Genomic DNA, 18094 nt, shown 5'->3' with positions numbered 1-18094 from the left:
CGTGGACGGTCTGTTCTGGAACATCCAGCTGGCCAACTACTACGCCGCCCTGGAAGCCACGGCGGCGGCGGTGGCCGTGCTGATCCTGATCTCCAGCCTCGATGACCTGTTCATCGATGTCTGGTACTGGTTACGCGAGAGCTGGCGCGCGGTGACGATCAAGCGCCGCGATGCGTACCGGCCGCTGACCCAGGACGACCTGCTGCAGCGGCCGGAACAGCCGCTGGCGATCATGGTGCCGGCGTGGATGGAGTACGACGTCATCGCGCAGATGGTGGAGAACATGATCAACGTGCTCGACTACCGCGAGTACGTCGTGTTCGTCGGCACCTATCCCAACGACCAGCAGACCATCGACGAAGTCGAGCGCATGCGCCGCCGCTACAAGCGCCTGCGCCGCGTGGAGGTGCCGCACGACGGTCCGACCAGCAAGGCCGACTGCCTGAACTGGCTGATCCTGGCGATCTTCGATTACGAGAAGCGCCACGACATCGAGTTCGCCGGGGTGATCCTGCACGACAGCGAGGACGTGCTGCACCCGATGGAACTGCGCTTCTACAACTACCTGCTGCCGCGCAAGGACATGATCCAGCTGCCGGTCACCTCGCTGGACCGCGAGTGGTACGAGCTGGTGGCCGGTGTCTACATGGACGAGTTCGCCGAATGGCACGCCAAGGATCTGGTGGTGCGTGAAAGTGTTTCCGGCATGGTGCCGTCGGCGGGCGTCGGCACCTGCTTCTCGCGGCGCGCGCTGCTGGCACTGAGCGCGCAGACCGACAACCAGCCCTTCAACACCGACAGCCTCACCGAGGACTACGACGTCGGTGCGCGGCTGGCGGCGATGGGCATGCAGTCGATCTTCGCGCGCTTCCCGGTGCAGTTCCGCGTGCGTCGGCCGTCATGGTTCGGCTGGGGGCCGGTACGCGAGCGCACCCAGCAGATGGCGCTGTGCGTGCGCGAATACTTCCCCGACAACTTTCGTGCCTCGTACCGGCAGAAGGCACGCTGGGTGCTCGGCATCGGCCTGCAGAGCTGGGAATCGCTGGGCTGGCGCGGCTCGCTGGCCACCAAGTACCTGCTGGCGCGCGACCGCAAGGGCATCATCACCTCGTTCGTCAGCATCATCGCCTACCTCATCTTCCTGCAGCTGCTGCTGTTCTGGGTGCTGAAGATGACCGGGGTATGGACAATGCAGTTCCCCAGCGTGTTCCAGGCCGGTACCTGGCAGATGAACGTGGCGCTGCTGACCACCGCGGCACTGGCGACCCGGGTCGTGCAGCGCTTCTATTTCGTCAATCGGCTGTATGGCTGGGAGCATGCGTTGATGTCGATCCCGCGCATGGTGGTCGGCAACATGATCAATTTCATGGCCACCGCACGCGCGTGGAAGGTGTTCCTGGCCTACCTGCTGTTCGGCAAGCGCATGGTCTGGGACAAGACCATGCACGGCTTCCCGGATGCCGCGCAGCTGGTGCAGACCCGCAAGCAGCTGGGCGAGCTGTTGACCACCTGGCAGGCGGTGGAACCGGAACGGCTGCAGCAGGCGCTGGACCAGCAGCATGCCGGCCGGCAGCAGCCACTGGGCCGCATCCTGCTCACCCAGGGCTGGCTGGATGATGAAACGCTGGCCGAGGCGATCGCCTTCCAGGGCGACCTGCAACGCGCGGTGATCGATGTGGACTACCTGCGCGCGTGCCAGTTCCCGGTCAGTGCCGATGCCTGCGTGCAATGGCGCATGTTGCCGCTGCCACCGCGCCAGCAGGGCACCCTGCGGCTGGCCGTGGCCAACCCATTGCCCGAAGAGGCGTTGGCACTGCTGAAGCAGGAAACCCGCAGCGAGCACATCGAACAGAGCATTGCCCGCGAAAGCGAAATCAACGCCGGTCTGCGCCTGATCGGCGGCGACCGGCAGTGGCATCTGGACAACGTGCCCTTGCTGGGTGACCTGCTGGTGGAGATGCGCCTGATCGATCACGCGCGCTTCGAGATCGCGCTGGACGCGTACAAGCCGCAGCGCGATGGCCGCATTGGCGATTACCTGGTCAAGCAGGGCATCACCACCGAAGACGCGGTGGCCCAGGCCATGCAGGAACAGCGCCGGCGTGCGGCCGCGCTGCAGTCACCGCCTCCCGGAGCCTTGCCGGCATGAAGACCACGCTGCTGTCCACCGTCATTGCCGTGGCACTGGCCAGCGCCGCCGCGCCGGTGCTGGCACAGGCCGATGCAGCACTGCCGCTGTCCGGTGCGGCCTACCGCATCGCCGAGCAGGCGTTTGCTGCCTATGAGCGCGGCGACTACCCGGCGGCTTACCAGCAGTCCACGGAAGCGATCCGGCTGCGCCCGGACGTGGTTCGGCTGCGCCTGCTGCAGATCTATGCGCTGCAGAAACTGGGGCGGGGTGCGGAGGCGCAGCAGCAGGCACGTCGTGCACTGGATGCGGGGTTGAAGGATCCGGCGTTGCCGGCGCTGGCGGCTGCCATCGCTGCACGTAGCGCGGCGACTGGCGGCGAAGGTGCGCGCACGACATCCCCATCGCGTCCGGTCGGCAGTGCCGCGGACCGCAGCAGGCAGAAGGCCTACGCGCTGGCCACCGAGGCCTACGCGGCCTATGACGCCGGGCGGATGGGAGAGGCGGCCGGCAAGGCCGAACAGGCCTTCCGGCAGCAGCCGACGCAGGGGGCCTGGGCGTTGCTGTGGGTGGCCGCGCTGGAAGCACAGCAGCAGCCCGAACAGGCCGACGCCGCCATTGCCACCGCACTGCAGCTGGGCGCGCCGAATGCCGAGGCGCTGCAGGCCCGGCGCGTGGCGCTGGATCGCCAGCGCGCGCTGCTGCAGGCGCAGCAGGCGTATCGGTCGCTGTCCACGCAGGATGATGCCGCGGCCGTTGCGCAGGCGCGTACCGCTGTCGAGCTGGCACCGGAGGTGGCGACGTACCGGTTGCTGCTGATTACCGCGCAGCTGCAGCAGGGGCAGCTGGCCGACGCCGAGCGCAGTGCCGACCAGGCGTTGCAGGCCGACGGCCAGGATCTCAATGCACGGGTGATGCGCGGCTACCTGCGCCAGCGCCAGGGCAATACCGTGCTCGCCAATCAGGACTTCGACACCGCACTCGCTGCGCCGGGGTCAACAACGCAGCAACGCAACGTGCGCCTGCTGGCGGTGGATGCGGCGCTGGCCAGTGCCGACCGCACGCGCGCCGAGGCGCTGCTGGCACCACTGCAGTCGGCATTGCCAACGGATGCGGGCGATGCACGCGCGCAGCAGCTGCTGCAGCAGGGCATCGAGCAGCGCGGCCGGGCGATCCGCTCCGGTCGCGCGCTCCCCCGCATCAGCGCACAGACCTACCCGGCGCCGTTCCAGCACTGCCAGTCGGGCGACACCGGCAACCGCTGCGAGCTGATGCCGGCCGACCTGCAGGGCGATGGCGGTGCCGCACAGCGTGCCTACGCTGCCTACGCGCGCCAGGACTACGCCGAGGCCATCGGTGAGGCGCGGCAGGCCGTGCAGCTCGCGCCGGACGACGCGAAGCTGCAAGGCCTGCTGACCACCACGCTGGCGTCGGGCAACCGCGCCCAGCAGGACGAAGCACGGCAGCGCCTGGATGCGGCGCTGGCACAGCGCCCTGACGATGCGGAGGCGCTGATGCAGCGCGGCTACCTCAATCAGAAAGCGCACGAACCGGCACAGGCACTGGCCGACTTCCGTGCCGCCGAGGCCACCGGCAAGGCACCGAAGAGCGTGGTGCTCGACCAGGCATACGCGAGTGCGGCCAACGGCGATCATCCACAGGCGGTGTCACTGCTGCGCAGCGCCGTCGACCGCGCCGACGCCGGTGAGCTGCCGCTGGATGAGCATCAACGCTACAACGTGCGCAATGCCATCGCCAACTATTCGCGCGAGTGGGGCGTGATCGCCTCGGCCGGTTTCCGGGGGGCGCGCCAGGCCGCGACCAATGTCGGCGGCGCGGCGATCAGCACGCCGGGTGATTCGGTGTTCAGTACGCTGGAGGCGTTCTGGCGGCCCCCGGCCTTCAACGACCAGCACGGCACGCTGGAACTCTATGCACGCCTGCTCAACACCCTGTACGACCAGGGCGGCACCTACGAATCGATCCGCGCGGTGGATCCGTGCACTGGTGAATCGACCCCGGATGCACGCGCACGCGCTGAACGTCTCAGCCATTCGCGCTCCACCACCGGCTGGCCGTCCACCATCGCCTCGTTCGGCATGCGCTACGCCTTCGGCCAGACCGGCCTGAGCGCCGGCATCGAGCGCCGCCAGTTCCTCGGCAGCGCCACCCGCACGGGCGATGTCTATCCCGCATCGGCGGCCGTGCAATGCAGCCTGCAGCTGGCCCTGAACCCACCACTGGAAGCCAGCACACTGGCCCGCTACCGCTTGGCCAGTGGTTCCGGCGGCTGGATGTCCTACCTGACCTACGGCTATTACCACGGCACCGACCTGCGCACCGACGTGAACCAGTGGTGGATGGTCAGCGGCTACGCGCAGGGCGGCTACACCTGGGACGACAACAGCGCCCACTTCACCCTCGACGCGCTCGATGCCAACGGTACGCCCGTGCGGCGGATCGGCGATGCCAACGGGCGCCTGCATCGCGAGCAGTGGTTCGCTGCCGGTGAACTGCGCGCCGGCCGCAGCTTCCGCTTTGGTGCCGGGCGGACCCACTGGGTGGTCACGCCGTACGTGGTGGTGGGGGCGGACTGGCTGGACCAGCGCTCGCGCGTGCGCGACATCCGCTATCCGCTGTTCCCGGCGCAGTCGTTCGCGCTCAACGATACGCAGCGCAGCTGGTCCCTTGGCGCGGGCCCGGGCGTGGGCGTGCGCTACTGGTTTCGCGAGGACCACTACAACACACCGCGCTCCTACCTGGACCTGACCGTGCAGTACCGCTTCGCGATCGGCGGCGGTGATACGCAGCGCGCCAAGGGCCTGTTCGCCACCGCCATCCTCTACTACTGAGGCAGGCCCCAACGTCGTCGCAGCGCCGCGGCCTGCGGCGTGTCCTGGGTCAGCCACGGCTCCAGTGCATAGACCAGCACGTGCTGCGCGCCGCTGTCGCGTGCCCACGCCAGCTGCCGCTGGATGCGCGCGGCATCGGCGGTTTCGCCCTTGAACGCGCTGCCGTCGGCGGCGGTGCCGGGCAGTTCGCGGAACAGTTCGACGATCGCATCGAAGCCGATGCCGTGCGCGTGGAAATGATGGAGCAGCGGTTGCAGCTGCTGCACGTTGCCGGCGCCGGCAACCCCCACGCCGTCCTGCACCATGGGCCGCAGCGCGGCCTGTGCCAGCACTGCCTGCCACAGTGCGACCAGGTCGCCGTCGGTCTGCAGGCGGCTGAAGTAGCAGGACATCGCACAGTCACCGCCGCGTGCGCCGGCGGCCTGCACCAGCCCGTGCAGCCACTGTGCCAGCCACTGCTGGCGTGCCGGATCGGCCCAGTGGTACTGCTCCAGTTCGTAGGGCAGGTACCAGCCCCCGAAGGCCGGCTGCTGCGCCCAGGGCGCCTGTGCCAACCACTGGCGTGCCTGCGCCAGGCTGTCGGCAAGGAAGGCCTGCAGCGTGGCATCGTCGGCACCAATGGCCTGCCACCAGCGTTGCTGGAAGGGCAGGCCGACGCGGATGCGGAGGCTGTTCTCGTTGGCGGCGGTGAACAGTTGCTGCAGGCTGCTGTCCGGCAACGACCAGTCGCCGTCGCTGCCACCGACGATGCCGGTCCACTGCAGCACCAGCTGCCGGCAGCCCAGCGTATGGGCCAGCTTCAACGAGCGCTGCCAGTCGGCCAGGCCCCATTGCAGGTGGCTGCGCCAGGGCTGCAGGAAGGTGCCATCCACCTGCACCGGCAGCGAACAGCCGGGCAGGGTGGCGAGCGTACCGGCGAGCGGTGCCAGCACTGCCGCGCGCAGCAACCGGCGGCGCAACGGCGAAGACGGATCAGCGGGAAGGACAGGCGGAACCATGCCTGCATCATCCCAGAGCACCGTGCGCGGCAGGTGAACCACACCGGGCGCAGGCCGAAGCGTGCTCTGGTAGTGCCGGCCGCTGGCCGGCATCGCCTACCGCTTATTCCAACGCGTAGCGCAGGGTGAACAGCACCGCCACCAGCCATACCGCCGGATGCACTTCGCGCCAGCGGCCGGTGCCGGCCTTCAGCGCGGCATAGGCGATGAAGCCGAACGCCAGGCCGTTGGCGATGGAGTAGGTGAACGGCATCGCCAGCGCACACAGCGCGGCCGGCACCGATTCGGTCAGGTCGCTCCAGTCCACTTCCACCAGTTCGCGCAGCATCAGGCCGGCCACGAACAGCAGCGCCGGCGCGGTGGCATAGCTGGGCACCATCGCCGCCAATGGCGAAAACAGCAGCGCGGCCAGGAACAACGCCGACACCACCAGCGCGGTCAGGCCGGTACGGCCGCCCACCTGAACGCCCGAGGCGCTTTCAGCGAAGGCCGTGGTGCTGCTGGTGCCGAGCATCGAACCGGCCACGATCGCCGTGCTGTCGGCCAGCAACGCGCGGCCGAAGCGCTTCTGCGCGCCCGGCAGCTTCAGCAGGCCGGCGCGGCCGACCACGCCGTACAGGGTGCCGGTGGCATCGAACACTTCCACCAGCACGAACACCAGCACCACCTGCAGCAGCACTGCGATGGGGGCGCCGCCGTCATGGTGCAGCAGGCCCGGCAGGTCCAGCTGCAGGAAGGTGGGTGCCAGGCTCGGCGGCAGCGAGACCAGGCCCTGGTACTGCACGTCGCCCAATGCCCAGCCAGCGCCGGTCACCGCCAGGATGCCGATCAGGATCGCACCGCGGATCCGGCGTGCTTCCAGCACCGCGATCAGCAGGAAGCCGGCCAGCGCCAGCAGTGGTGGCGCGGTGTTCAACGGGCCCAGCGCCACCAGCGTGTCTTCATTGCCGACGATCACGCCGGATTTCTGCAGCGCGATGATCGCCAGGAACAGGCCGATGCCGGCCACGATCGCCGAGCGCAGCGACGAAGGAATGCCCGACACCAGCCACGCCCGCACGCCAGTCAGCGACAGCACCAGGAACACCAGGCCGGAGATGAACACCGCCCCCAGGGCCTGCTGCCACGGCAGGCCGGCGGCACCGACCACGGTGAAGGCGAAGAACGCATTCAGGCCCATGCCCGGTGCCATGCCGACCGGGAAATTGGCGGCCAGCGCCATCACCGCCGAACCCAGCGCAGCGGCCAGGCAGGTGGCCACGAACACCGCACCCGCATCCATGCCGGTGGTGCCGAGGATCTCGGGGTTCACGAAGACGATGTAGGACATCGTCAGGAAGGTGGTGACACCGGCCAGCAGCTCGGTACGCACGGTGGTGCCGTGCTGCTGCAGCTGGAACAGGCGCTCGAACAGGGACATCGCAGATCTCTCGTGCCTGCGCGCCCTGCCGCCCCGGGGGACCTGCGGGTGCGTCGTCAGGCGGTTAGAAGTGGTAGTTCAACTTCAGCGTAACGCTGCTGTAGTCGGTATGGAAGCTGCGACGGGCCGCAGCGGGGTAGTTGGGGTCTTCCAGGGTCACCGGGCTGGAACCCAGGTGGGTGTAGCGGTACTCGGCACCGGCCGAGAGGCGGTCGTTGAAGCGGTACAGCACGCCTGCGGTGGCGTGGGCGCCGGTGGACAGGTGCGAGGCGCGGGTCTCGAACTCGGCCACGCGGCAGCCGTTGGTGGCTTCCACCAGCGACCTGTCGCAGCCCAAGGTGAATTCCTGCTGGGCCACCGTCACGCCCGCACCGACGTAGGGCAGCCAGCGGCCCATCGCGCGGCCCAGCGTCACATCGAAGGTGCCGGATCGGGTCACCGCGTCCTTGCCGTAGTACGGGCTGTACCGGTGCTGCTCGCGATCCTTCCAGTCACGTGTGACGCCGCCGAACGACAGCGCGCCTTCAACGCCGACCACGACGTTGTTGTCGAACTGCCAGCGACGGCCACCCTGCACGCCGCCGGTGAAGCCGCGCACGCTCTTTTCCGAGGCGTTGGCATTGCTGCGGTCCTTGCTGTGGCCCTCGCCATGCGAGGCCTGGGCACCCAGGTAGAAGCCGTCCCAGTCGGTGGTCGCGGCTGTTGCGGTGCCCGACAGCAGCAGGGCTGCCGTGGTGATGATCAGTGCTTTCATTGCGGTTTCCTACGTTGGGGGATGAAGCGGGGGCGTAGGAAAACCGAAGTCGGTGCGGGGGAACATACAAATAGTTGCAAGCTGCCAATGGGCTATATGCGACAAGGCGTTAGGCGTGCTTGATGGGCGTGAAAATGGCGGCGGCAGCGTGGAAAAGCGCCGGACTGCGCGGGAAAAGTGGTAACGAGTCACCACCAACGGTGGTGACCTACCGAAAGGAGAAAGGCCGCGCGAGCGCGGCCTTTCCGGTTGCCTTACTTCAGCGCCTTGAAGCGCAGGCGCTTCGGCGCTGCGTCGTCGCCCATGCGGCGGCGCTTGTCTTCTTCGTACTCGCGGTAGTTGCCCTGGAAGAACTCCACGTGCGAGTCGCCTTCGAACGCCAGGATGTGGGTCGCGATGCGATCCAGGAACCAGCGGTCATGCGAAATGACGAAGGTGTTGCCCGGGAACTCCAGCAGCGCATCTTCCAGCGCACGCAGGGTTTCGATGTCCAGGTCGTTGGACGGTTCGTCGAGCAGCAGCACGTTGCCACCCTGCAGCAGGGTCTTGGCCATGTGCAGGCGGCCACGCTCACCACCGGACAGCGAGCCGACCATCTTCTGCTGGTCCTGGCCCTTGAAGTTGAAGCGGCCGATGTAGGCGCGCGACTGGATCTCGATGCCGTTGATGTTGAGGATGTCCAGGCCGCCAGCGATTTCCTGGAAGACGTTGTGGTTGCCTTCCAGCGCGTCGCGGCTCTGGTCCACGTAGGACAGCTTCACGGTCGGGCCGACCACGATCTCGCCGGTATCCGGCTTTTCCTGGCCGGTGATCATCTTGAACAGGGTCGACTTACCGGCACCGTTCGGGCCGATGATGCCGACGATGGCGCCGGCCGGCACCAGGAAGTTCAGGTTGTCGAACAGCAGGCGGTCGCCGAACTTCTTGGAGACGTTCTTGAACTCCATCACCGCGTTGCCCAGGCGCTCGCCCGGCGGGATGAAGATTTCATTGGTCTCGTTGCGCTTCTGGTAATCGACCGACTGCAGCTCTTCCAGGCGGGCCAGACGGGCCTTGCCCTTGGTGCGGCCGCCCTTGGCGTTCTGGCGCGACCACTCCAGTTCCTTCTGGATCGCCTTCTGGCGAGCCTTTTCCTGGTTGTCTTCCTGCTTCAGGCGCTCATCCTTCTGGGTCAGCCAGTCGGTGTAGTTGCCCTTCCACGGAATGCCGCGGCCGCGGTCCAGTTCCAGGATCCACTCGGCGGCGTTGTCCAGGAAGTAGCGATCGTGGGTGACCGCCACCACGGTGCCGGTGTAGCGCGCCAGGAACTGTTCCAGCCATTCCACCGACTCGGCGTCGAGGTGGTTGGTCGGTTCGTCGAGCAGCAGCATGTCCGGCTTCTGCAGCAGCAGGCGGCACAGTGCCACGCGGCGCTTCTCACCACCGGACAGTTTGCCGACGATGGCATCCCACGGCGGCAGGCGCAGTGCATCGGCGGCCACGTCCAGCTGGTTTTCCAGGGTGTGCGCGTCGCCAGCGGCCAGGATCGCCTCCAGGCGCTCCTGTTCCTTGGCCAGCGCGTCGAAGTCGGCGCCTTCCTCGGCGTAGGCCAGGTACACCGCGTCCAGCGCGGCCTGGGCCTGCAGCACTTCGCCCACGCCTTCCTCGACCGCTTCACGCACGGTCTTGGTCGGGTCCAGTTCCGGTTCCTGCGCCAGGTAGCCGACCTTGATGCCCGGCTGCGGGCGGGCTTCGCCCTCGAAATCGGTGTCCACGCCGGCCATGATCTTCAGCACGGTGGACTTGCCGGCGCCGTTCAGGCCCAGCAGGCCGATCTTCGCGCCCGGGAAGAAGGACAGCGAGATGTCCTTGATGATCTGCCGCTTGGGCGGGACCACCTTGGACACGCGGTTCATGGTGTAGATGTATTGCGAGGACATGAGGTCTCCGTAGGCGCGGCCCTGCGCCCGGCCCGTCACGGGAACATCCCGTTGCGGCAGCGGGCACAGACTGAAAAGGAATACCGCCAATTATAGCCGGAACCGGTTCCCGGCCGCGCCGGGCGGGGGGCGCGGGGCTGGCCGCGGCCTGAATACCTCGTCACAGTCCTGCAGCGGGAAGCGTTTCCAGCCGGAAACGGTTCAGATCGGGTGCGCAATATGGGCTCACCACCCACCCGAGCAGAGGTCTGACATGCGTATCAATCGAGTAATGGCCGGCGCTGTGGCCTCTGTGCTGGCGCTCGGCGCCGTCGCTCCGGCCTTCGCCGACAACGATCATCGCCGCGACCACGACCGCCGCGAGTGGCGCCAGGATCGCCGTGACTGGGAGCGCAACCGCCGCGAGGCCCGCCGCGACTGGCACCGTGACCACGACCGCTACTACCGCCCCGCGCCGCCGCGCGTGGTCTATCGCCCGGCACCGCCGCCGCCGCGCTACGGCAGCTACGGCTGGCGGGTCGGCTCGCCCTATCGCAATTACTACTCCGGCCCGGTCTACGTGGTGAACGACTACCCGCGCTACCACCTGCGTCGCCCGCCGTATGGCCACCACTGGATCCGCGATGACCGCGGCAACATGCTGCTGGTGGCCATCGCCACCGGCGTGATTGCCCAGTACGTGCTCAGCGGCCGCTGAGGATCGCGGCCGGGGTCGGATCCCTTTCCAACGGAAAGGGCTCTGACCCCACACCATCAATCGAAACCATACGGGGCCGGATTCCTTCGGGGATGCCGGCCCCGTCTGTTTCGGCCCCAGCAGGCCGGTGCGGGGCTACAATCGAGGGCTGAGTCGTACCCCTTTCCCTGCCTGCTGGAGTACCCGATGTTCCCGCGTGACGTCCGCATCGAATCCTACGATCCCGAACTGGCCAAGGCCATCGCCGCTGAGACCCAGCGCCAGGAAGACCACGTCGAGCTGATCGCCAGCGAGAACTACACCAGCCCGGCGGTGATGGAAGCCCAGGGCAGCCAGCTGACCAACAAGTACGCCGAAGGCTACCCGGGCAAGCGCTACTACGGTGGCTGCGAATACGTGGACATCGCCGAGCAGCTGGCGATCGACCGCCTCAAGCAGCTGTTCGGCGCGGACTACGCCAACGTGCAGCCGCACAGCGGCTCGCAGGCCAACCAAGCCGTGTACTTCGCCCTGCTGCAGCCGGGTGACACCATCCTCGGCATGAGCCTGGCCCACGGCGGCCACCTCACCCACGGTGCCAAGGTCAACGCCTCGGGCAAGCTGTTCAACGCCGTGCAGTACGGTGTGAACGACCAGGGCCTGATCGATTACGACGAAGTCGAGCGCCTGGCCCTGGAGCACAAGCCGAAGATGGTCGTGGCCGGCTTCTCGGCCTACTCGCAGGTGATCGACTGGGCACGCTTCCGCGCCATCGCCGACAAGGTCGGCGCCTACCTGTTCGTCGACATGGCCCACGTCGCCGGCCTGGTCGCCGCTGGCGTCTACCCGAGCCCGCTGGAACATGCCCACGTGGTCACCTCGACCACCCACAAGACCCTGCGCGGCCCGCGCGGCGGCATCATCGTCGCCAAGGGCGCCGACGAAGACCTGGTCAAGAAGCTGCAGTCGATCGTGTTCCCGGGCATCCAGGGCGGTCCGCTGATGCACGTCATCGCCGGCAAGGCCGTGGCCTTCAAGGAAGCGCTGGAGCCGGGCTTCAAGGCCTACCAGCAGCAGGTGGTGAAGAACGCCCAGGCGATGGCCAACACGCTCATTGCGCGCGGCTACAAGATCGTCTCCGGTGGCACCCAGAACCACCTGATGCTGGTCGACATGATCGGCAAGGACGTGTCCGGCAAGGACGCGGAAGCCGCGCTGGGCAAGGCCCACATCACCGTCAACAAGAACTCGGTGCCGAACGACCCGCGTTCGCCGTTCGTGACCTCGGGCCTGCGCCTGGGTACCCCGGCGGTGACCACCCGTGGTTACGTCGAACAGGACTGCGTGGACCTGGCCAACTGGATCGCCGACGTGCTCGACGCACCGAACGATGACGCGGTCATCGCCCGCGTGCGCGACGCCGTCAGCGCGCAGTGCCGCAAGTACCCGGTCTACGGCTGATCTGAGAGTGGGGTCAGAGCCCTTTCCTGCGGAAAGGGATCCGACCCCGCCACCCAGTCGACGCAGGGGTCGGATCCCTTCCCGCAGGGAAGGGCTCTGACCCCGGTATCGGAGCAACCGCGCATGGATGAACGCCACCTCAAGTACCTGTACACCGCCCTGGCGGTGCTGTTCGGCCTGCCCAGCCTGTTCTTCGGCGGCGCGGGCGCCTGCATCGCCCTGGTCATGGGCGTGATCGGATTGATCTCCCTGGACGCGGACAAACTCTGGTTTGCCGCCGGCATGTTCGCGTGGGGCGTGTCCGCGATTACCGGTCTGGTGGCCTGGGTTGCACTCAGCAACTTCTGGCTGCGCGATGGGGCACGGGGCCTGCGCATGGCATCGCGCCGTTGGTGGTGGCTGCTGGGCATGGGTGTGCTGGCGGCCCTGCCGTTGCTGGCGATGGCGCTGTACTACTTCACCGAGCTTGGTCCATCCGTGCTGAGCGGGCTGTTCGCCGGGCCGTCCCTGTGGGTGCCTGCTGGCATGCTGATGCTTCTGTGGCTGCGTGGGCGGCGCCCTGTCCAGGAGTCCTCTCACCGTGGATGAAGCCGTGCACAAGCGCCGGGTCGGGCTGTCCCTGCTGCTGGGCATCCCGATCATCGCCGCCGCAGGCACGTTGGCGGTGCTTGGGCTGGTGGTGGCTCCCGACTACCTGACTGCCATCGAGCTGCTGTGGGCAGGTGCTGGGCTCATCGGGCTGCTTGCCTGGGGGGTGTTGGCTGGCCTGTTCCTGTGGCGCGGTCAGGCCGCGCTGTGCGCGGCACCCTGGCCCCTTTGGGGAGGCCTCGGGCTGGGCGTGCTGGCCGCCGTGGGGATGGTCGCCGTCGCGGTGCATCGGGTGTTTACTGATCCGGACCTGATTGTGCTGGCCTATCTCTTCCTCGGCCCGCCGTTGCTGCTGCCGGCGACACATCTGGCGTGGCTGCGCTGGGCACCCGCGGCATCGGCGCCACCTGCTCCCGGTTGAGCGGGTTGTCCTGGCTGCACTGGATGCTCTGATTGGCCGAAATGCAGGCGCTTGCGCGCAGACAGCATTTGCTGCTGCGCCCCTTCTCAGGTACCTTTGCGACGCTGCCATGACCGTGGCAATAGGTACTTTCCTGAGCCAGGCGTTCCATGCACTGCCCCTTCTGCCAACATGCCGATACCCGGGTCATCGACTCGCGCGTCTCCGAAGACGGCGCGACGATCCGTCGTCGGCGTGAATGCGAAGCCTGCGGCGAGCGCTTCAGCACCCTGGAAACGGTCGAGCTGAAGCTGCCGGCCATCGTCAAGAGCGATGGCACCCGCGAGGCATTCGACCAGCGCAAGGTCCGCGCCGGCTTTGACCGCGCGCTGCAGAAGCGTGCGGTGGCCGAAGACAAGATCGAAGCGGCGGTGCGTGCGGTGGTTCACCAGCTGCGCATCAGTGGCGAGCGCGAAGTGCCCTCGATCAAGGTCGGCGAGTTCGTGATGAACGAACTGCGCAAGCTCGATCATGTCGGCTACGTGCGCTTCGCTTCGGTCTACCGCAGCTTCGAGGACGTGGCCGATTTCCGCGAGGAGATCGAGAAGCTCGAGCGCGATTTGCCGTCCAGTACCGAGCAGTTGCAGCTGCTGGGCGATGTGATCGCCCTGACCAAGAAGAAGAAGGGCTGACCGCCTCTGCCTTGGTGGGGGCCAACCTTGGTTGGCACCGATAGCTGCTTTGGTGGGTGCCAACCGTTGGTTGGCACAGATAACTGCTTCGGTGGGTGCCAACCGTTGGTTGGCACTGATGGCGTGGATCCACACCAACGGCGCTACCATGGCCGCATGACCACCCCGTTCTCCGTCCTCGACCACCTGCACATGGCCAACGCACTGCGCCTGGCCGAGCGTGCCGCTTACACCACCCGCCCCAACCCGATGGTCGGCTGCGTGATCGCCCACGGCGAACGCGTGGTCGGGCAGGGCTGGCACCAGCGCGCCGGTGGACCGCACGCCGAAGTGTTCGCGCTGCGCGAAGCCGGCAGCGAAGCACGCGGTGCCACCGCCTACGTCACCCTGGAACCCTGCGCGCACTACGGGCGCACGCCGCCGTGCGCGCTGGCCTTGATCGAAGCCGGCGTGTCGCGCGTGGTCGCGGCGATGCGTGATCCGTTCCCGAAGGTCGATGGCGGTGGCTTCGATCTGCTGCGCAATGCCGGCATCGACGTCGCCGAAGGGCTGATGGCGGCGCAGGCACGCGAGCTCAACAAGGGCTTCCTGTCGCGCGTGGAGCGCAATCGTCCTTGGTTGCGGGTGAAGCTGGCGGCCAGCCTTGATGGCCGTACCGCGATGGCCGATGGCAGCTCCAAGTGGATCACCGGCCCGGCCGCGCGCGAGGACGTGCAGCACTGGCGCGCGCGCGCTGGCGCGATCCTGACCGGCGCCGACACGGTGCTGGCCGACGACCCGATGCTGACCGTGCGGCTGGCCGATACCGAGGTGATGCCGCCACTGCGCGTAGTGCTGGATTCGCGCCTGCGCTCACTGGAGTGCAGCCGTGTGCGCGAGGGCGGGGCACCGACGCTGTACCTGCACGCTGCGGCGGTGAGCGCACCGGACGCGGCCGATGCCGAATTCGCCAGCGTGCCGAGCATCGATGATCGCCTGGATCTGGGCGCGGTGCTGGCGCTGCTGGCCGAGCGCGGCATCAATGAAGTGCACACCGAAGCCGGCGCGACGCTGGCCGGTGCGCTGCTGCGCGGTGGCTGGGTCGATGAGCTTCTGCTCTATCAAGCGCCCACGCTGCTGGGCGACAACGGCCGCCCGCTGCTGGCCGGCCTCGGCATCGAGGCGATGGACCAGCAGCGTCGCCTGCGCGTGGTCGATCAGCGCCAGGTCGGCGAGGACATCAGGCTGCTGCTGCGCCCGTGAGGCAATGACGCGGCGAAGGTTGGTCCGCCGACATCAGGCGCCTTCGTCGTCGTCTTCGCCGACGGGGCATTGTCCTTTCCACTGCTGCTTCCACAGCACATGTAGGTCGCGGCAGTACGCACCCAGTGCCTCGCCCGATAGTTGCCTGGTCTTCAACCGCAGCTGGTGACGGGTGAAACCGTTGTCGTACTCATCCGGCAGCACCAGCACGGCACATTGATCGTGGTACATCAGGAACGCGTGGCAGTCGTCGTCCTCGCTCATCCACGCATCCAGGTGCCTGTCGCTCAGCTGGGTTGACTCGAAGGCAACCGAGGGTTGCACGACGAAAATCTTGGTGGCTTTGAACCTGGACGCGTCGGCCTGCCAGCACGCCATCAGCGCCAGCAGCATGATCGCGGTCGACGTCATGCGGTGTTTCATGCGGTTGCCCCGCTGGAAGAGGGCAACAGCATTGACCATGCAGGCCGCGCAGGGCCATGCAACGGTTCTGAAAATGCGGATGCCTGCATGTCCCGCGATCGGGAACCGGGCAGGGGCCAAGCGCTACCTCCTGCCCGAACCGCATCGGCTTGCAGGTCAGTCAGCCTCATCCGGCAGGTGCTCGTTCCATTCGAAGAACGGCAGGAAGGCATCGGCCACCAGCGCCATCAGCGGGCCCGGGTCGCGCACGCGCCATGCGCGGTGGTCGCCGCTGCGCTGGAAGGTCAGAGTGCCGCTGCGAACGCGGTCTGGCGCGTTGTGCATCGCCGTCGTGTAGGCGGCCGCCAGGGGTGCGGACATCTGCGGCGGATGCGGCCCATTGAAGGGCACACGGTGCTGGCGATAGAGCGGGAGCAGGCCCGACAGATCCGGCAGGTGGCAGCGGTAAGCCACTTCGGCAACGTCGCCGTCATGGCCCTGCGGCCAACGCACGCCATCGGCCTTGCACTGTGCCGAGGCCTGCCGCGTGCGCAGGGCCTGTGCAGCAGCCGGCCATCCAGCGAGCTCGGGTGCTTCATCCAGCTGGCTTGCAGCAGCCAACGCGGCAACGAAGGCTGGCGCGTCATCCGAACCCAGCTGCGCGGCCAGTGCGGCCTGCGCACGGGCATCGCCGTGCACGATCACCTGCGCATGCAGATCGAACAGCTGCGCCGGCGATGCCGCCCCGGTACCGGCCGGCGCACTGCCGGGGGCCAGCAGCAGCGCCGCCAGCCCCAGCGGTTTCAGTGCAACCACCTCACGCGCACTCGTCGGTCCACATCATCTCGGCGATCGGGCGCAGTGCCTTGCATTCCTGCGTCATCTCATCGGCAGACTGCACCTGGGCCTTGGCTTTCAGTTCTTCGGCCATCGCATCCACGCCGCTGATCTGGTCCGGCGCGATCTTCGCCACGCAGGCGCGGTGCTGCTGCAGCAGCAGGTCGCAGCCCGGTACGCCGGTCACTTTCGGTGCGTTGGCCGCCTGCGCGTCCTGCATCCAGTCCTCGAACGGTGCCAGCGCGCCGGTCACGGTGCCCACCAGGTCGTCGAAGTTGCCGCTGTACCAGTAGCCATTGTCCTTGGCCGGGTACAGGGTGAAAGTACCGCTGACCGGCACGCGCGCACCGCTCTGCAGCGCCTGGGTGTAAGCGTCGGTGAACTGCTTGCGCGAGGCCGGGCTGGCGTCGGATGCAAGGCTGGCGGCGAACAGCGGGCGCACCTTGCCCAGGTCGGGCACCTGGCAGCTGAAGGTGATGCGCGCCAGCTTCTGGTCTTCCACGTACTCGTTGTCTTCAATCACGCTCTTGCTGGCGCGGCACTTCGAATCACGCAGGGCCTTGGCATACAGCGCCTCGGTGGCGGCCGCGTCGGCCTTTGCGCCGGTGCTGGCAAGCACGACCTGCCACGGTTCGGCCAGCGCCTTGGCCAGCGCACCCGGGTTCGGGGTCACGGCGTCCTGGCCGTCGAACGCCGGCTTCAGTGCATCGTTGAGCGTGCGGGTCGCCGCAGCGTCGTCCTCCAGCAGCACGCGTGCGTACAGGTCGAACGCCTGTTCGGGCGTCAGCGTGGCCGGGGTGGCGCTGGCCAGCAGCGGGGCAGCCAGCAGGGCGCTGGCCAGCAGGGTACGCAAGGGGGTCTTCATGACGGTGTTTCCTGTTCCAGAGGCGCGCAAGCCTAGCGCATCTTTGCGCAGGCCCGATGGCGCCATGTGATCACGCGCCGGTGCGCGCGGGCCAAAAAAACGGGCCCCTTGCGGGGCCCGTCAGATCGCACGACGAGGATCGGCAATCAGAAGCTGGCGCGGACGCCGACCGAGTACTGGGTGACGTCGCGGTAGCCGGCGATTTCGCCCACCACACCCCAGGTCTTGGTGAAGTTGATCTGGCCGCCGACGGTGCCGACCCAGGTGCCCTTGTAGTTGTTGCCGCCATCCATGTAGCCGGCCTTGGCCCAGGCTTCGGTCATGCGCGACGGCTTGCCGCGGATACCCATGGTGACGCGGCCCAGGTTGGTGTGGTCCTTGCCGTGGTAACGCACGCCGTCATAACGCAGGGTCGATTCGGCGTTCTGGCGCACCCAGGCGGCATCGGCGGTGAAGTCCAGGCGGTCGGTCCACGGCATGTGGTAGCCGATACCCAGCTCCGGCTGGTTCAGTTCCAGCTTCAGCGAGTCTTCGCCGTAGTGGCGGGTCTTGCTGGTGCGCGACCAGCCACCGAACACGTAGACCTGCTCGGCCAGCGCGACCGAACCGCGCAGGTAGCCACCGTCGACCTTCGGGTCGTCCAGTGCGTTGTCGTCAACCTGGACCTGCGTCCAGCCGCCTTCAACGTAGGTGTAGCTCAGGGCTTCGGCCGAAGCCGAAAACGGGGCGGCGGCCAGCAGGGCGGCCACGATCAGGATCTTGCGCATGGGAATTCCTGTGAATTTCAGTCCATTGGCGGGCCTGCCCTCGCGGCTGCCCGTGGCGACCTCATGTCGTCCACCGCGAATTTTAATGAAAGT

At 67.5% G+C, this 18094-nt stretch carries 16 protein-coding genes; 8 read left to right on the top strand and 8 right to left on the bottom strand.

What is annotated here, in order from left to right; translation table 11 throughout:
* Position 1 precedes the first annotated feature (1 nt).
* A complete protein-coding gene (locus tag BKE09_RS08090; RefSeq protein ID WP_075675392.1) occupies positions 2-2149 on the top strand; it encodes a glycosyl transferase family protein in 2148 nt (715 codons plus the stop codon).
* Positions 2146-4980 (top strand): hypothetical protein, encoded by a 2835-nt coding sequence (locus BKE09_RS08085; RefSeq protein ID WP_075675391.1) that lies wholly within the window; start codon positions 2146-2148, stop codon positions 4978-4980. The genes BKE09_RS08090 and BKE09_RS08085 overlap by 4 nt, the downstream gene beginning before the upstream one ends.
* On the opposite strand, the gene BKE09_RS08080 is transcribed toward BKE09_RS08085, so the two are convergent.
* The 4 genes from BKE09_RS08080 to ettA form a co-directional block, all read right to left on the bottom strand.
* Complete coding sequence (locus BKE09_RS08080; RefSeq protein WP_240502888.1) at positions 4974-5978, bottom strand: DUF4434 domain-containing protein; 1005 nt, start codon at positions 5976-5978, stop codon at positions 4974-4976. The two genes, BKE09_RS08085 and BKE09_RS08080, sit on opposite strands and share 7 nt — an antisense overlap.
* 103 nt (positions 5979-6081) lie before the next feature.
* Positions 6082-7398, bottom strand: coding sequence for an NCS2 family permease (locus BKE09_RS08075; protein WP_005408048.1), 1317 nt, complete (start codon positions 7396-7398; stop codon positions 6082-6084).
* A 64-nt stretch (positions 7399-7462) separates the two neighbouring features.
* Positions 7463-8152, bottom strand: a complete 690-nt coding sequence (locus BKE09_RS08070; protein ID WP_075675390.1) for an outer membrane beta-barrel protein — start codon at positions 8150-8152, stop codon at positions 7463-7465.
* A gap of 254 nt (positions 8153-8406) precedes the next feature.
* The gene (gene ettA / locus BKE09_RS08065) at positions 8407-10071 is read right to left on the bottom strand and encodes an energy-dependent translational throttle protein EttA (RefSeq protein ID WP_014035954.1); all 1665 of its coding nucleotides are present in this window, start codon (positions 10069-10071) and stop codon (positions 8407-8409) included.
* 253 nt (positions 10072-10324) lie between these two features.
* Between ettA and BKE09_RS08060 the strand changes: the two genes are divergently transcribed.
* From BKE09_RS08060 to ribD, 6 genes are all read left to right on the top strand, one after another.
* The gene (locus BKE09_RS08060; protein WP_075675389.1) at positions 10325-10768 is read left to right on the top strand and encodes an RcnB family protein; all 444 of its coding nucleotides are present in this window, start codon (positions 10325-10327) and stop codon (positions 10766-10768) included.
* 186 nt (positions 10769-10954) lie between these two features.
* Positions 10955-12208, top strand: a complete 1254-nt coding sequence (gene glyA, locus BKE09_RS08055; protein WP_010481990.1) for a serine hydroxymethyltransferase — start codon at positions 10955-10957, stop codon at positions 12206-12208.
* A 123-nt stretch (positions 12209-12331) separates the two neighbouring features.
* Positions 12332-12796, top strand: coding sequence for a hypothetical protein (locus BKE09_RS08050; protein ID WP_075675388.1), 465 nt, complete (start codon positions 12332-12334; stop codon positions 12794-12796).
* Entirely contained in the window at positions 12789-13217 is a 429-nt protein-coding gene (locus BKE09_RS08045) for a hypothetical protein (protein WP_075675387.1), read from the top strand. Before BKE09_RS08050 ends, BKE09_RS08045 begins: the two co-directional genes overlap by 8 nt.
* A 149-nt stretch (positions 13218-13366) precedes the next feature.
* A complete protein-coding gene (nrdR, locus tag BKE09_RS08040) occupies positions 13367-13888 on the top strand; it encodes a transcriptional regulator NrdR (RefSeq protein ID WP_010481984.1) in 522 nt (173 codons plus the stop codon).
* Between the two features lie 156 nt (positions 13889-14044).
* The gene (gene ribD, locus BKE09_RS08035; RefSeq protein ID WP_075675386.1) at positions 14045-15130 is read left to right on the top strand and encodes a bifunctional diaminohydroxyphosphoribosylaminopyrimidine deaminase/5-amino-6-(5-phosphoribosylamino)uracil reductase RibD; all 1086 of its coding nucleotides are present in this window, start codon (positions 14045-14047) and stop codon (positions 15128-15130) included.
* Between the two features lie 33 nt (positions 15131-15163).
* Here the strand turns inward: ribD and BKE09_RS08030 are convergent, their stop codons facing one another.
* The 4 genes from BKE09_RS08030 to BKE09_RS08015 form a co-directional block, all read right to left on the bottom strand.
* Positions 15164-15673 (bottom strand): hypothetical protein, encoded by a 510-nt coding sequence (locus tag BKE09_RS08030; RefSeq protein ID WP_240502887.1) that lies wholly within the window; start codon positions 15671-15673, stop codon positions 15164-15166.
* A 36-nt stretch (positions 15674-15709) separates the two neighbouring features.
* On the bottom strand, positions 15710-16348 hold the full coding sequence (locus BKE09_RS08025; RefSeq protein WP_075675385.1) for a hypothetical protein: 639 nt from the start codon (positions 16346-16348) through the stop codon (positions 15710-15712).
* 1 nt (position 16349) lies between these two features.
* Positions 16350-17234, bottom strand: a complete 885-nt coding sequence (locus BKE09_RS08020) for a hypothetical protein (protein WP_075675384.1) — start codon at positions 17232-17234, stop codon at positions 16350-16352.
* A 146-nt stretch (positions 17235-17380) separates the two neighbouring features.
* Entirely contained in the window at positions 17381-18001 is a 621-nt protein-coding gene (locus BKE09_RS08015) for a hypothetical protein (protein WP_075675383.1), read from the bottom strand.
* Between the last annotated feature and the right edge of the window lie 93 nt (positions 18002-18094).

The organism is Stenotrophomonas sp. TD3 (assembly GCF_001939825.1).
In the GTDB taxonomy this organism is placed as follows: domain Bacteria; phylum Pseudomonadota; class Gammaproteobacteria; order Xanthomonadales; family Xanthomonadaceae; genus Stenotrophomonas.
This window is presented reverse-complemented; position numbering and strand designations above follow the sequence as displayed.